The organism is Chryseobacterium sp. FP211-J200 (assembly GCF_001643375.1).
GTDB classification, from domain to species: domain Bacteria; phylum Bacteroidota; class Bacteroidia; order Flavobacteriales; family Weeksellaceae; genus Epilithonimonas; species Epilithonimonas ginsengisoli.
This window is the reverse complement of the sequence record NZ_LSHB01000007.1, coordinates 16,604-31,023: the sequence shown is the minus strand read 5'-3', so window position 1 is coordinate 31,023 and position 14,420 is coordinate 16,604. Positions and strand designations below refer to the sequence as shown.

Here is a 14,420-nt window from a genome sequence, read left to right as displayed (position 1 = left end):
ATATCGTAGAATTACTACACTTTTTGAAATAGTCTTTTAGAACAATAGATCATCATGATTAATTTTTTAAATTTATAAAGCACAATTTTATTTTTTCAAAAATACAAGACCATGGATGAAAATATTCTGATATATGAGGTGAAGCCTGGAGAAACTCTCGACCTTATCGGAGCAAAGATTGGAATGACAGGCGACCAGTTGAAGGATTTCCATAACAGCCATTGCGAAAAGATGGAAAAGTTATGGTTCAACAATCTCGTTGGCGTGAAGCAGATCATCATCCCAAAAGCATATCAAAGTCCCGAACAACTAAGTCTTGCAAGGAAAATAGAACTTCCATCATCAAGTGTCACACGGGATTTCTATTCAAATTCCTATGCTGTGAAGGAGACATTTGTCAATACGTCGCAGGATGATCTGGAACTGGATTATAAAGTTGAGGTCAATTTCAGGTCAAAAAAGGAAACCAATATTGCTGATGAGATCATAGATGTAAGTTGTACAGATTTCAAAAAGAATGGAACAAAACCTGATGACAAAATGAGTTTGATCTCACTTGCATGCATCGAGGCAATCTATCCAATGTCTTTCATCGTTCCTTTTCAGGGCAAGATCTCCGGTATTTTTGAATTTGAAAAGCTTAAAGATAAGTTCCGAAATGAAAGACCAGATCTGGAAGAGTTCTTTATCGGCGAGGTCTATCGATCATATCTTGATAAATTCCAAGAAAGTTTGGAGAATCGAGATCATATTCTGAAACAGTTTTCGTCCTCCTTACTTTATCAAGTCCTTTTCCCAAAAATGGAGTGGTTTCACAAGTTTGATAGTTGGACAGAAGGATTTTATTTCCTACAAAATTCGTTTTTGCTAAAGTGTTCTATGCGTGCAGAGTACAATCATGAAGGAACTGAAGTTGTAGAGACTTTGCTTACTGGAAATATCAAAGATGCTTTCAGCCTTCAGGAAATTCTACGCGGAATATCGTTTGATCAGGAATCTGAGGAATTAGCAGATGGCGAAATCGAAATACGATATTTAACGGACAAAAAGACAAAGAAAATGCTTGAGGCAGAGGCTTCCGTAACTTTCAGGAATGAGGATGAGCTTTACAGAAAACAAACTTTAAAAATAACACACGATGAAAAAATATCCTGACCACAATAATTTGTCTCAAGAAGAAGATGAATTTGTTCAACCTGATCTGGAAAGATTGGAAAATAATGACGAATCTGATCCTACGAATGACTTCGAAGATGAATCGATAGACGAAGGACAGGACACGATGGAAGAAGAGACTTCACAGCCGGAGGGAAATGAAGAATCAACTGACGAAAACGAAAGTGAAACAGAGCAAGATAAGCAAAGTGAGAGCAGCTCTAGCGAACATGATGGTAAATACTTCGTTGTTCAAAAAGGAATGGCGTGTTGTGACAAAGGCGCAAAGTTTCCGAACTTCAAAGTGACCAGCCATCAAAAACATTTTTGGAATGACGAAAAAGGTGAAGTTGATTATTTAGCTGTTACGGAAGATGATCTTATCTTCAATCCGCCTGCAATGCCTTTTGGGACGTGCAGTGTAAAAAACGGAAATCCCTGTGCTTACGCACCTGCCGGCAAATGGACAAAGACTTACGACAAGGTAAAAGTGATGGGCAAAAGTGCCGTGACAGAAATATCAGAATTGATGTGCGCAACAGGTGGGAAAATCACAGTCATGAAACACGGCCAGCAAAGCGAAGCTGGAAAAAGTAATGTGAATAATGCAAATTCTCAGGAACAGCAGGCATATAATCCTATTGTGGATTTTGAAGAGTTTCAGGAAGAAATGAATCCGGATAGTTTTGAGGTAGAATAAAAAAAGACAAATTATGAATGTAATAAAAGGAAATACAAGCCCAAAAGCAGAAGAAAAAAATTTCTATGAAATTAGTTCAATGTTTGAATTTGGAACTTCTCTATTTGCAAAACAGCCGGTAGAAAAATATATCTGGACATTATTTAAAAAAGATAAAACACTTGGCTGGAAACAAGTTTCAAATAATATAAAATATGGTGAAAAAGTACCTTATATTTTTGGCGAAAAAGTAGTAGGGATTCCATATAAAATCGAGGTGCACAAGGAAGGGAAAAACTTAATGAATGTGACTGAAAAAAAGTTAATTGCAAATTTAATAGTAACTCCTAGAAGTTTTAAAGAACCAGTAATTGGCAGGGTAATATTGTTGAATCGTGGAAACGCCAATATCAATAAAGCAAAATTCAATGAAAGCTTGAGTGCTGAAGCACGGACAGCCAATCTGTTTGGAAAAGAAATTACATTCTACCTTTGGGAAGAAGGAGCTTCAGAATCTGAAAAATATAAGAAACCAAAAACGGCAAGAGTTGATAAAAATGGAATAGCAAAAGTGCAGTTTAGTTTAATGGATTATGCTACGCAACCAACTCTTGTGAGCTTTTTCACAAGAAATTCAAATGCCACAAAGAAATTTTTTGTTACTGCTCAATATGAAAACAAAACTATTTCTAACAAGGAATCTGTAGAAGTAAGCAATTCATCAACACCAACAACTACTACTCCCAAAACCACAACACAACCTGAATCTACTGTTTATTCTATCATCCAAAATACTACTGATGTTGTCGCAGATGGGCTTGGTAAGATTGGTGATTTTATTGTGGACCAGGTGAAATCTACTACACAGGTAAATCCACAACCCAGCGGACAAAAACAAGAAGATAGAGAATGTCCTAGATGTAAAAAAGTAACTATTGAAGAACTTCAAAAAATATTTACAGCTGTTAAAAATCCTAGTGATTTGGAAGAGATTGTAAAACATTTCAACAATGGAGCAAAATATTTCGGAATTGACACTTGTTTAAAGAAAGCGCACTTTTTTGCGCAAGTACTAAAAGAAACGGGAAGTTCTTTAACAATTAAAAGCCCTGAAAGTATGAATTACTCCACCGATGCTCTTAAAAATGGCTATTGGTATAGTGAAGGCACGAATTGGGTAAAAGGTAATTTGAATACCAAAAAAGGTGGATATTTTGCAAATGGCAGCAAAAAGAAATCTTGTAATTTATCTTATTTTAGAAGTAATCCGGATGTTGCTGAAAAATATGGTCGAAAAGATTTAAATAGTTATCGAGATAAAGGAGTTCAAGCTGCAAATGAAGATATGCTTGCTAATTATGCTTATTCTAACAAATACGGCAATGGCAGTGTAGAATCTGGCGATGGAAGTAAATATAGAGGCAAAGGTCTAATTCAATTAACTTGGAAAGAGAATTATGAAAAAGTAAATAATGAAATTAAACATTTTGATCCAAGTGTAGATATTGTTTCGTCTCCTAAGGATATTCTTACCGACAAAAAATATGCTGTTTATTCTGCAATGGGATTTTGGAAATGGAAAAAGATCAGCGACGTCATTAAAAAAGATAAATCTCCTGAAATTGTAGATAAAGTCACTTATCTCATTAATAAAGAAGATGACGAAGAATCTAAGAAAAAAAGAAAATCTAATTTTCAGAATATTACAAGTAAGGTTTTCAGAATAGATGAATGTGAACCAGGTGTGGTTCAACCGAAAACAACAAAACCATCGGGAAAATGGCATAATCCTGTTGATAACCCACGGAGAACTAAATATAATTCATCAGGAAATATAAAACCTGTAAATGGAGCTTATGGAGATGTTAGAGACAGCTATACCAAATACCATTCTGGTCTAGATTTATTTGCATTACCATATATTAAAGATGAATTTGAAGGAACTCCAGTTTATGCTTGCCTGGATGGCGATGTTGTGGAATCAACCCCAGGAAATTCTGCGGGACAAACTATTAGAATCAAAATTGAAAATGTAAAAGACTTATTAGAACAAGAAAAAAAGGTTAATTATCAATTAGAATTTACAAAAGGCGAAGAAAAAGGGATTGACATAAAAGAAACTGATGATGTTTACCTTATTTATATGCACTTGAGTAAAAGAGTAGTACAAAGCGGAAAAGTTACAGCAGGCACACTTATCGGATACTCTGGAGTTTCTGGAAGTATTGCAAGCAATATTCCAAGTCCTCATCTACATTTAGAAATAGCGACTGTACAAAATGCTTATGGTACAAAAAAGGCAAAAAGAACTAACCCAGCTAGATTTATAAAATTAAATTCTTATGATACGAAAGATCAAGATGATGCTGTCAACTACAAATATAAACAAGATGGTACAAAAACAAAATGGAATCCTCAAAAAGCTGATCAACGAGGTTTATAAATTTAGATTTATTGTGATATTTTCGGTTTGCATTTTTTGTAAAGGACAAGAGATGGATATTATTAACAAACCTTTTTCATTAGAAAAATATTCTGAAAAGATTTGCAATGATGGTTCATTTACTGTTTTGCAGTCAAAAAAAATTAAGGAAATTTTTAATGAAAATTCTAAATATTTTATTCAAAAGGGATGGCAAAAAATTGGTCAAAGTGATTATATAGTTACTGAATTAATCGCAAGTAATGAAACTGATTTATCCAAAATAGAATCTAAAAGAAGCACAAAATATTTGTTTATCACTGGAAATAAAATATTAAAAGACACTTTGAAAATTAAAAAGAAATTTGACTATTCTATTTGTCAATTAGACAAGGAGAACAGAAAAATTGGTCTAGCAGTAGGCAAATATAAAATGAGTGCAGGTAATGAATTTTTTGAAATTCATCATTTGTATCAAATAGATACTGAAGGAAAAATTAAAAAAATTAAATTGAGTACTACTGTTTTTGACTGTCCGGCTCCCAGTGATTATGTAAAAGATGAAGAACCAGATTCGTATACATTTGGAGTTGTGGGAGGAAAAAAACTTAACAGATACTGGTATGAAAACTCTTTAAATAATCAATAAATGAAACACTTAATAACTATAATTTCTAGTGCACTTATTTTTTTTGGTTGTGAACAAAATTCAAATAATCATTTTAAAAATGAAAGTAAGAATTTGCAATCAAAAATAATAGTCAGTGATTTAGTAAAGCCGAACAAAACTAAAATTAATCCTGACACACTAAAAGTTCAAGAAAAATTTGCTGATAAATGGGCATTTAATAAAGAAACAATTTTTCTTTTTCTTTCAGAAGAATCAGATAACTTTTACAAATATGGAAAACTTAAAATTGGAACTATTGAATCCGGAAAATTTATCCGAATACCGAAGGAAGATTCACCTTATATGGGTTTCGAGAAAATGGTTATTAAATTCCCTTATTTTACCATTGAACAATCTTATAGAGAAGGAGAACACACCAACTATGAATATATTACATTTAAGAAAGAAGCCCAATCAATTTATTTGTACAAGTATGCGATTGATTACACCAATATCCATAATCTTGAAGAGGACGTTTTAGGTCTTCGTCTTGACCAAAAAACAATAGGAAAAGTTAAAATAGAAGATGTTACTTCCGAGTTTCTGGCTTCGCTAAGAGATTAAAGAATATTACAAACTTAATAATAACACCAATCAAAGCCAAAACAGAGATTTATCAGAATTTCCTAAGAGAGTTTAAGACCAGATTCAATAAGAGAAATGAGAACTTTTTAACAAAAATAGCAGAAGAAAATTTACCTGCCATATCAGATTCGTCTACGAAGACTTTAAAACAATCAATTTTGAAAACGCTAATTCGGATGATTTAAAAAAGCTGAATCATTAACTCAGACTATAAATAGCCAGTTTTGAATAGATAATGCTCTGCTTCCACTTTTATAATTATACTAAGATGAAAAAACTATTGATCATTCTATTTTTAATCGGTTTGATGACAACGTTTGGATTGACTGTAAATTCATGCTCAAAAACAGATAAACCAGATTATAAAAATCAGGTAGTTACTTCGAAAATTGATTCTTCATCAAATGAAAAAACGGTTTATTTTCACTTGCCTCCACTTCAAAAATTGGCAGATAGGTCGCCGATAATAAGGGCGGAATCTTTTGGAAATGAAAATGAAGAAATTAGATATCTTGTAGGAGATATCTTAATACTGTCTGTTGATACGAAAATAGCTTATTTGAGTCTTTTACCAAAAACTACCGAAGATGATAATTTTTATATAAACTTAGTTGTTCAAGACAAAAATGATAATGTTCCCACAGTTGCGAAAGAATGGTTGATCAATAATGACAATGGAAAGTCAATTGTCCTGGCAGAGTTTTATGAAAGTTTCAAAGATGAAATTTTAGTAATTTTAGAGAAAGAAAAAACGAAACCTTTAGATCAAAAGCTTTCTTTGCTACCATATGATCAAATAAAAGAAACGTCTTTAAAAAGAATTTTTGAAACCACTGAACATGATTTACAGGAACTAGTAGAAATTCAAATTGATCTTAATGATCACAAAACAATTTTTCTTGATCGAACTTCAAAAAACCAATTATGTTCGGAATGTAAATCCATAATAATCTATAATGGAGATCTTCTTGGAGAAATCTCTATGGATAAACAAAAAACAGGAATACTGATTTTAGGCTTTTTGGAGCGAATTGATCTCTCACCAAGCGCTTTGCATGTTAGACTTGTCTCATTGGAAAAATAAATTTGCTGCTACATTGTAGAAAGAAACCAAAAAAACTCAACCTCCTTTGATCAACATGACATTCTACAAAAAAATATCATTCTTAACGACCATCATATTATCTGTAATGGTGTTTCATTCCTGTCACTCGCAAGAAAAAGAAAATCCAATGGATAAAAAAGAAATAGAAATAACAGAAAATTATTTCAAAAAACATCATTTTAACAATAATGAAGAAAACTTCAATAATGTCAATGAAAATTTGTTGGGCATTCAACCAGACGTTTTACAAAAAGGTTACAATGATATAATAATTTTTAACGAGCCAACCAATTATCAAATTTCAAAAGAGGGCAAATACATCAAAATTGGTAACGATATCTTGCCTGACCTGGATAGTATTCAAAGTAATATAGAGGATAATATAAGGCAACCTTATTTTGATGAGCTTTTGTCATTAAATAAAATTATTTATCAAAATGACCTCACTTCAATTTTGAATATTGCTTCTAAACATCCGGATCTTGCAATCGACCTAGTAGTGATGTTTAACTATGAAAAAAATGAATCGTTATTACAAGCCGCTATCAGAAATATTCAAAACTGGGAAGATATCGAGCAAAGTAATAGATTATCATTTGTTTTCTTTAATAATAATTTTAAAATTAGAGAAAGACTCTTAAAAGGACTACAGCAAAAAAACGATTTTATTTATGCATTAACTTTTTATTTAGCCGATCATAAAGAAAAAATAACGAAAACAAACAGTGTTCCTTCCGATCTTATAGAAAAGGCTACTGCCTATATTTTGCAACTAGGTCTTGAAAACAAGAATCACATCGATATGCAAATAGATAAATCTTACACTTTACTTAACAACATATACGTTTCGCATCCCGAATTAAAAGAAATCTTTCTAAAAAACAAATATTATGGCTACGCAGATCTTGAAAAATATTCAATTAGCTACGAACTAATAAAAGAGGATAGTCAAGAAAAAAAATATTCTACTATTAAAGACGCAGATGGTTTTACGAACTTGAGAAAAGAAAAAAATTCGTTATCACAAATCTTACAAACAATAAGATCAGGAGAAAAAGTAGAAATTTTAGATAGTTCCGGAGATTGGTGGTTGGTTGTTACCAAACAAGATAGAAAAGGATATGTACATCAAAGCCGGATAAAATCAAATTAAAACAACATCAGACGAAAGGATATTTCATTACAAGAACTGACACTTTAGAAGATGTAGACTCCTCTTCAACAACTAGAAGTTAAATATTATGAAAAAAGCATTAATAATATCATTGATAGTATTTCAATTACTTTCTTGTCAAAAAAATGACAAAAAATCAGCAAAAATTGCATCCAACAATATAACTATGGAAGTACCTAATTGTTTGTATCCTCAACTTAAAGCAGGTTACTCTGCTGAAAAAAGTGAAACAGATTATCCTAATTATGAATATAAAATATCGGATTTAGACTGTTCAATTCCTCTATTAGATAGGGAATTACAAAAAAAATCGTTTAAATTTTTATCCCCAGAAGATTTTTCGACCAAGGTTTATGAAATTTTCCACAGGAAAATAGATTATGGTAAGACTACAAAATACCTCTATATTGATGGTAATAACGCATGTAATAAAGAAATTATCTATAATAAAAATTCTGATGATGAAATGGTTCCTCAATCTTATTATTTAGTAAAAAACAAAAGTTTTATTACCGAATTATTATCTATCCCTGAAATTATTGATTATCAAAAAGAATTTCCAGAATCCATAAAGTATGAAGAAGAACAGGTCAATAAAAATCAAGGTGATGTGAAAATCACAAAATGGAATGAAGATAAAAATCTTGCACAAATCAGGAATAATAATATAGAGAAACTTGTTAGTCGGAATTTGTTTTTATTTAATGATAAAAATGAGCAATTAACCTGGCTTTTATCTAATGATGAAAGTTTCCTAGAGATGCTTTGTAAAGTCTATGGTTATGATAATAATGATAAAATAAACCAACATTTCATAAAAAAAATTATAGTAAATAACAGTATTGATCAAAATATCAATTTCTTTGTCAACGAGAGTTGTGGTAAAAAGCTTGTTATTCATAAGAATTTTATTAATTCATTCAACAATACACTCAAGATCTCCAAAAAATCCAATGATGCTATAATATTAAAAAACATTGCTTCGCGGGTAATGAGTAGTCCTGAGTATGAAAAATTTTCGAGAGAAGATAAGGTGATGTTAGTTAGCTACTTAGCAAACGTTTTTGATCCTCTTTTTAAGACCTACCATAATGATAACACAGATTGGGGAACTCTTACAATCTTAGCAGATGCTAAAGAATTTTATGATGCAGAATGGAACGAAATCACTTCTATAATTGTTAAAAATAATTATTATAACCTTCCTAATCTTAAAATGTCATTAGACTATGCAAACCAATTTGACTCTGTGGGTGCTCCTGATTGATGCAAGTAGAATCTGAATTAATAAATTTTATAAAAAATTACATACATCCTTCTACTATTGTTTTTTATTAAGATGCGAATAAAAAACAGAGCAAATATTTTCTCCAACTGCAGAATAAAGATGAAGAATCAAAAAAAAACCATATTTACAAGTCTAAAAAGTAGTGTATTACTACTATTTTTAATAACTTTTATAAGTTGTAGTTCTCAAGATAAAAAATATATCGATTCTGAGACTATAATTGATAAAAGTCAAAATAATAGTTTGTATCCATCTAAAGTATTAGATGGATTATTCGAAATTAAAAATGGTACCTATAAAGACATCGGAGGTACTAATTATGAAAAATATTCATTACTGGAAATAGGTATTGTTAATAATAAAAAAAACAAATCTATTTTATCGAAAAATATGAGAAGATACCTTCTATTATTTGATAGAAATATACTAAAAGATACTCTCAAAATAGACGAAGGCTTTGATTATTCAATATACCATGACAACAAAAATGATAAAGACAGGATATATGTAGGGAAATATAGCTCACAAACTGAATATTTTCAAGTGTTACAAGTTTATAAAATCAGTCAAAATATCAAGATAGAAAAATACAACTTGAGTATTGATACTTTTTGTCCGATTCCGAACGACTACATAAGTGATGATGATTCAAATTATAAATTTGGTATTGCCAAACAAGCTGCCAAAATCGAAGCAAATGATTACTTATTATTCCAAAAAGAACTACTCTATCAATTCATACTTAATGATATCAACGAAAGGAATATTTTATCGGTCAATGCTAGAAGTAAAATTGAAACAGTAGTTCACAATTATTATAATGCTAAAGATTTCAATACAAAGGAATTTCATCAAAGAATGTTAAAAGGAGCTACAACCAATAAAAAATATGTTGAATTATTACCCATATGGTTAAATTCGATTCAAACTTTAGATTTGGATGATGTAATTCCTCATGATGATGTTCCAAATTGGAGGTATCCATATGACGAAATTAATTCCTTTAAACCCGTCCTTTTATTTTACACTGATTTAGCAGATACTGACAAAACCTATAGTATTCCTTTTTATCATATGGCATTATACACCTCTTTAGTTTCATGGAAAAAGCGAAAATCTTTTTTTGAAGAAATAAAGCAAGTCAAAATAAAAATAAAAAGTGAAGTTATTCAAGATTGATAAAATTAATATTTCCATTAAAAAATAATATTTAGAGTTCGAAAATTGACGCAGAAAACATAATGACAGAAAAATTTGATAAAAATGGAAATACAGTTAAATAAAATTTTTAAAATATTGTGGCTTTTGCTGTTTTTTATAACGTGTAAAGGACAAGATGATAAACCAACAAAACAACAGGAAAAAAAACATACCAAGGAAAACAAAATTGATTTTCTTGATAAAAAATATTTTTCTCTATATTCCTTAGATGCTAATAATAAAATACCAACGATGTCTTATTATGACAAAAAAATTGGACAATTTACATTATATTATTTAGGGAAAAATAAAGAATTACAACAGTTATGGGATAACTTTGATTCTAAAAACAATCTAACTTATGAAGAGGCCCCTGATGAAAATTATTATAATAATTTAAATAAATTAATACGCCAAAAACTGAATATAAGTAATTATGATATTTTTTCAGAATATATTACTCCTCAGTATTTGAAGATAGAGAAAGATGAATTATTGTATTCCTATCCCTTAATAAAAAAAATTATAAATATCAAAACGAAAATCATGAGTGCTTACTTATAAAAGAAGAAAAAATAGTTTCGAACACCAACATTATAACTTTAAATTATCTGAATAAATTAAATAATACACAAAATTTAATTGACCAGGACGACTATGAAACAACTGTTGATACAGATAAAAAATACCAAACAATCTTACTATATAAGTATTTGAAAAATGGAATTAATAAAAATAATATAAAAGACATTTCAACTGTAGAGAAGATTGAAACAGTAATTGGAAATTATATTCTTCAAAAAGATTTTTATAAGCCCTCTTTTTTTGAAAGAGAATCTAAAATAATAGATAATTCTATAAGCGAAGAACAATTAAAAATTTGGTTGACCTGTAATGAGAAAGTAAATTTTATTGATGTAGTGAACGAAAATATCTTGTTTGATGATTGGAACTATCCGTACAAAAAAATTACATCAATGAAAGATATAGTTGATCTTTACGAATATAAAAACGAGGAATATGGTCATACATACAAAGTTGATGCACTTCCACAGCAAATGGCTTTCTACATGTACTTTTTGCCATGGAAACAGAGAGAAAAAGTTTACAAAGAAATAGATGCTTTAAAAAAACAATTACAAAAAAATAAGAACGATTAATTTAATTTTAAGAGTATGAATAATTTTTTTGCATTAATACTAAGTTTAACTCTAATAAGCTGTTCTGGTAAAGATCAAAATAATGATGTTGCTTCACAACAAGTGGTAACTCAACAGAAAGGGTATAAAAAAATAAGTAACAAAAGCAGTATTAAAAGTAATGACGCTTCTATCGCACCGAATGAAAAAGATGAAATTAAAAAACTGCAAAAACAAACTCCTTACGAACACAGTACAATAACAACTCAAAACATCTTTATTGATTTAAATTTGGACGGTAATAAGGAGAACTTTGAAGTTAATTTTAATGACGGAACTATAAAGGGAAATAAAAATTGGGAGAGAGAAATTTTTCTTGATAAAAAGTCTCTAATTATTCAGAAACAATTGGAGGACAATAATCCTCACGATCTTATTAATTATAAATACTATTTCAATGAATTGAACAATTCTGTCATTTTGGAGAAAGTTGAATTTAAAAAAGAAACGTATGTTGAAAACTATGATATATGCAAATTAAACTACACCTATCTTCCTAAAGACAACATCTACTTTTCCCAAGTAGATTTTTTTAACCTGCAGTTTTTATATGCATTGGTGAGAGATATCAACCTCAAAGAAGCAACTGAAATTACAACGAGAACAAATCAAAAATATAATTGCACGTCACCGCTAAGCACGAAAGAATTAGATTTTCTTATAGAAAAAAGTGTATTGGACAATAATTCTGTTAATAGTTACAATAACCTTGCATATTATCTGGAACAAAATAAACAGTATCGGGAATCAGTTTTCTTGCTTAAAAATATTTTAGGAAAATATCCCATTCGCGTAGTAGCATGGATCAATTATGGTGATTCTTTATGGGGAATGAATAATAAAATAGCGGCTAAAGAGGCTTATAAGAAATACATATCTTTAATGAAAAGCCAAAACAAAGATTCATCAAAAATTCCTAAGAGAGTTTATGACCGGATTCAATAAGAGAAATGAGAACTTTTTAACAAAAATAGCAGTAGAAAATTTACCTGCATCTATTAAAATGAAGTATTTATTTATATTTAGACTTGCGACAACTTTATTTATTACATCTTGTAACGGACAGGATTCTTTAAAAACTGCACCCTACAACATATCAAAAGAAGGAGATGGAATAACGTTTAATTACGACACGCTCTCTGTCGAATATATTGCCCTAGCAAACAAAAGTTTAATAGATAGGTCATACAAATTCCCCACAGATAAAACCTTTGAAACTAGAATTAAGGACATATTTGAGTTTGACATTACTCAATATAAAAATAAAATTGTTGTATTGAAGCCTTCCATGTTTCCGAACATTGCCCTAAAAGAAAAAAAATTCATACTCATAGAAGATCCAGATTTTGATAACAAAGAGAAAATAAACGCAGATCTCCTATTTTATTATAACAATTATCTTTTCAATAATGATAGAATTGCATACAACTATTTAAAACTAAACCAATCCATATTACTAAAAGACCTGGTGCGATTATTCGGTTACAATAAGGATAAAGAATTAGTGAAATTTGCGTTTGACGGATTCGATTTTAATAATGAGATCTCCTTTCATGACTTGATTTTTTCTTACAATATTTCTGATAAAAAATTTTACATCAGAAAAGGGATTTTTGATGATATCGAAAACATCATTTTTGGAGGTGAAACAGAAGATTTCTCTTATGCAAAGGATGGTGTTGGTTACAATAGAGTAAGTAATATCATTGATAAAATATCCGAAAATAAAACGCAATACTTTCAACCAGAGGAAACAATCGCCTATCTGTATGATAAACAATTGAGAATTGGTGTAACTGGTAATATTGAGGAAACGCTTAATAAAAATAGCAGTTATAAAGATTTCTTAGAAAAGAATAATTTTTATGGGTTTGAAAGATTAAGAGACTATGCTGAAACAATTCACCAACCCTCATATGAAATCGTTAATAAAGTTATGAGTTTCAAAATTTACGATAGCGATGGATTTTCAAATTTACGAAAGGAAAAAGGCGCTACTTCAGAAATCGTACAAAAAATAAAATCTGGTGAGAGTGTCGATGTTTTAGATAATTCTGGAGATTGGTTCCTTGTGAAAACAAAAGAAGGAAAGGAAGGATATGTGCATAAAAGCCGGATAAAATCAAATTAAAATAACATCAGTCGAAAGGATATTATCATTACGGGAACTGACACTTTAGTAAAAGTAGGAACAACTGCTAGCAACAAATGGATTAAAACTTAACCAAATCAAAAGTTAGAATTATTTAAATCTACTCATATGAAAAAGAAATATATAATTGTAAGCGTAACTTTCGCTTGTTTGTTAAGTTGTCAGAAGGCTGAAAAGCTAGCTGTACCAAAACCAAAAATAAGTATTGAAAAAAAAATAATTTCAAATAAAAAACAGAATAGTCCAGCTTTTACTTTTAAAATTTTAAAAAAAGATGGCGATGATAGACCAATAGAAATTAAAATAGAAATTACCCGAAATAATAAAATTTCTCAGACCATAACTTACAAACCTAATTTTTGGCAAGTTGCCGAAGAACCTTTTGAAGTAAGTCAGATCAGCTACTTTCAAAACAATACACCAATAAAGGAAGGTGTTGAGAATTTTCATGACTTCATTATAGGTGACTACAATTTTGATGGTCTAGAGGATTTTGCCATACTCTATGATTCTGGAGGAAATGGAGGCCCATCTTATGCGTACTATTTTCAAAATAATAATGAAGAGTTTTATTTGGATCAAGATTTTCTATTAAATCAAGGAAGTTTTCCAAAAAAAATTGATCATATCAATCATACATTAACAACAATTGTACCTGTCGGTTGTTGCAAAACATCCACAACAATTTTTCAATTAGACAAAAATAATGGGTGGAATGTAATTTCCGAAAAAGAAGAAGATATGAAGTAAGAGCTTAAACTTTTGGTGATATCTGAAGTTGCTTAAATATT

Annotated in this window: 14 protein-coding genes; all 14 read left to right on the top strand. The window is 30.0% G+C overall.

The window, feature by feature from the left end:
- Nucleotides 1-111 precede the first annotated feature (111 nt).
- The 14 genes from AXA65_RS02375 to AXA65_RS02310 all read left to right on the top strand — a co-directional run bounded on the left by AXA65_RS02375 (nucleotide 112) and on the right by AXA65_RS02310 (nucleotide 14,379).
- Complete coding sequence (locus AXA65_RS02375; protein WP_063968535.1) at nucleotides 112-1,155, top strand: hypothetical protein; 1,044 nt, start codon at nucleotides 112-114, stop codon at nucleotides 1,153-1,155.
- Complete coding sequence (locus AXA65_RS19395; protein ID WP_086048042.1) at nucleotides 1,139-1,855, top strand: DUF4280 domain-containing protein; 717 nt, start codon at nucleotides 1,139-1,141, stop codon at nucleotides 1,853-1,855. The genes AXA65_RS02375 and AXA65_RS19395 overlap by 17 nt, the downstream gene beginning before the upstream one ends.
- A gap of 13 nt (nucleotides 1,856-1,868) precedes the next feature.
- Nucleotides 1,869-4,277 carry a peptidoglycan DD-metalloendopeptidase family protein gene (locus AXA65_RS02365; RefSeq protein WP_063968534.1) on the top strand — a complete coding sequence of 803 codons (2,409 nt, stop codon included), beginning with the start codon at nucleotides 1,869-1,871 and terminating at the stop codon, nucleotides 4,275-4,277.
- Complete coding sequence (locus AXA65_RS02360; RefSeq protein ID WP_131797741.1) at nucleotides 4,225-4,905, top strand: hypothetical protein; 681 nt, start codon at nucleotides 4,225-4,227, stop codon at nucleotides 4,903-4,905. The genes AXA65_RS02365 and AXA65_RS02360 overlap by 53 nt, the downstream gene beginning before the upstream one ends.
- On the top strand, nucleotides 4,906-5,490 hold the full coding sequence (locus AXA65_RS02355) for a hypothetical protein (RefSeq protein ID WP_063968532.1): 585 nt from the start codon (nucleotides 4,906-4,908) through the stop codon (nucleotides 5,488-5,490).
- A gap of 289 nt (nucleotides 5,491-5,779) precedes the next feature.
- Nucleotides 5,780-6,595 carry a hypothetical protein gene (locus AXA65_RS02350; RefSeq protein ID WP_063968531.1) on the top strand — a complete coding sequence of 272 codons (816 nt, stop codon included), beginning with the start codon at nucleotides 5,780-5,782 and terminating at the stop codon, nucleotides 6,593-6,595.
- 148 nt (nucleotides 6,596-6,743) lie between these two features.
- Nucleotides 6,744-7,769 carry an SH3 domain-containing protein gene (locus tag AXA65_RS02345; protein ID WP_165596553.1) on the top strand — a complete coding sequence of 342 codons (1,026 nt, stop codon included), beginning with the start codon at nucleotides 6,744-6,746 and terminating at the stop codon, nucleotides 7,767-7,769.
- 88 nt (nucleotides 7,770-7,857) lie between these two features.
- Nucleotides 7,858-9,057, top strand: a complete 1,200-nt coding sequence (locus AXA65_RS02340) for a hypothetical protein (protein ID WP_063968529.1) — start codon at nucleotides 7,858-7,860, stop codon at nucleotides 9,055-9,057.
- A gap of 120 nt (nucleotides 9,058-9,177) precedes the next feature.
- On the top strand, nucleotides 9,178-10,257 hold the full coding sequence (locus AXA65_RS02335; protein WP_063968528.1) for a hypothetical protein: 1,080 nt from the start codon (nucleotides 9,178-9,180) through the stop codon (nucleotides 10,255-10,257).
- Between the two features lie 84 nt (nucleotides 10,258-10,341).
- On the top strand, nucleotides 10,342-10,842 hold the full coding sequence (locus AXA65_RS02330) for a hypothetical protein (RefSeq protein WP_063968527.1): 501 nt from the start codon (nucleotides 10,342-10,344) through the stop codon (nucleotides 10,840-10,842).
- A gap of 149 nt (nucleotides 10,843-10,991) precedes the next feature.
- Nucleotides 10,992-11,438 carry a hypothetical protein gene (locus tag AXA65_RS02325; RefSeq protein ID WP_063968526.1) on the top strand — a complete coding sequence of 149 codons (447 nt, stop codon included), beginning with the start codon at nucleotides 10,992-10,994 and terminating at the stop codon, nucleotides 11,436-11,438.
- Between the two features lie 15 nt (nucleotides 11,439-11,453).
- On the top strand, nucleotides 11,454-12,422 hold the full coding sequence (locus AXA65_RS02320) for a tetratricopeptide repeat protein (RefSeq protein ID WP_063968525.1): 969 nt from the start codon (nucleotides 11,454-11,456) through the stop codon (nucleotides 12,420-12,422).
- Nucleotides 12,406-13,608, top strand: a complete 1,203-nt coding sequence (locus AXA65_RS02315) for an SH3 domain-containing protein (protein ID WP_063968524.1) — start codon at nucleotides 12,406-12,408, stop codon at nucleotides 13,606-13,608. The genes AXA65_RS02320 and AXA65_RS02315 overlap by 17 nt, the downstream gene beginning before the upstream one ends.
- Nucleotides 13,609-13,737: 129 nt before the next feature.
- Nucleotides 13,738-14,379 carry an XAC2610-related protein gene (locus tag AXA65_RS02310; protein ID WP_063968523.1) on the top strand — a complete coding sequence of 214 codons (642 nt, stop codon included), beginning with the start codon at nucleotides 13,738-13,740 and terminating at the stop codon, nucleotides 14,377-14,379.
- Nucleotides 14,380-14,420: the final 41 nt, after the last annotated feature.

Coding starts and splice junctions, on each gene's coding strand:
- AXA65_RS02320 (WP_063968525.1), top strand. CDS start 11,454: ATGAATAATTTTTTTGCATTAATACTAAGTTTAACTCTAATAAGCTGT.
- AXA65_RS02360 (WP_131797741.1), top strand. CDS start 4,225: ATGGTACAAAAACAAAATGGAATCCTCAAAAAGCTGATCAACGAGGTT.
- AXA65_RS02310 (WP_063968523.1), top strand. CDS start 13,738: ATGAAAAAGAAATATATAATTGTAAGCGTAACTTTCGCTTGTTTGTTA.
- AXA65_RS02315 (WP_063968524.1), top strand. CDS start 12,406: ATGACCGGATTCAATAAGAGAAATGAGAACTTTTTAACAAAAATAGCA.
- AXA65_RS02350 (WP_063968531.1), top strand. CDS start 5,780: ATGAAAAAACTATTGATCATTCTATTTTTAATCGGTTTGATGACAACG.
- AXA65_RS02345 (WP_165596553.1), top strand. CDS start 6,744: ATGGATAAAAAAGAAATAGAAATAACAGAAAATTATTTCAAAAAACAT.
- AXA65_RS02330 (WP_063968527.1), top strand. CDS start 10,342: ATGGAAATACAGTTAAATAAAATTTTTAAAATATTGTGGCTTTTGCTG.
- AXA65_RS02355 (WP_063968532.1), top strand. CDS start 4,906: ATGAAACACTTAATAACTATAATTTCTAGTGCACTTATTTTTTTTGGT.
- AXA65_RS02340 (WP_063968529.1), top strand. CDS start 7,858: ATGAAAAAAGCATTAATAATATCATTGATAGTATTTCAATTACTTTCT.
- AXA65_RS19395 (WP_086048042.1), top strand. CDS start 1,139: ATGAAAAAATATCCTGACCACAATAATTTGTCTCAAGAAGAAGATGAA.
- AXA65_RS02375 (WP_063968535.1), top strand. CDS start 112: ATGGATGAAAATATTCTGATATATGAGGTGAAGCCTGGAGAAACTCTC.
- AXA65_RS02335 (WP_063968528.1), top strand. CDS start 9,178: ATGAAGAATCAAAAAAAAACCATATTTACAAGTCTAAAAAGTAGTGTA.
- AXA65_RS02365 (WP_063968534.1), top strand. CDS start 1,869: ATGAATGTAATAAAAGGAAATACAAGCCCAAAAGCAGAAGAAAAAAAT.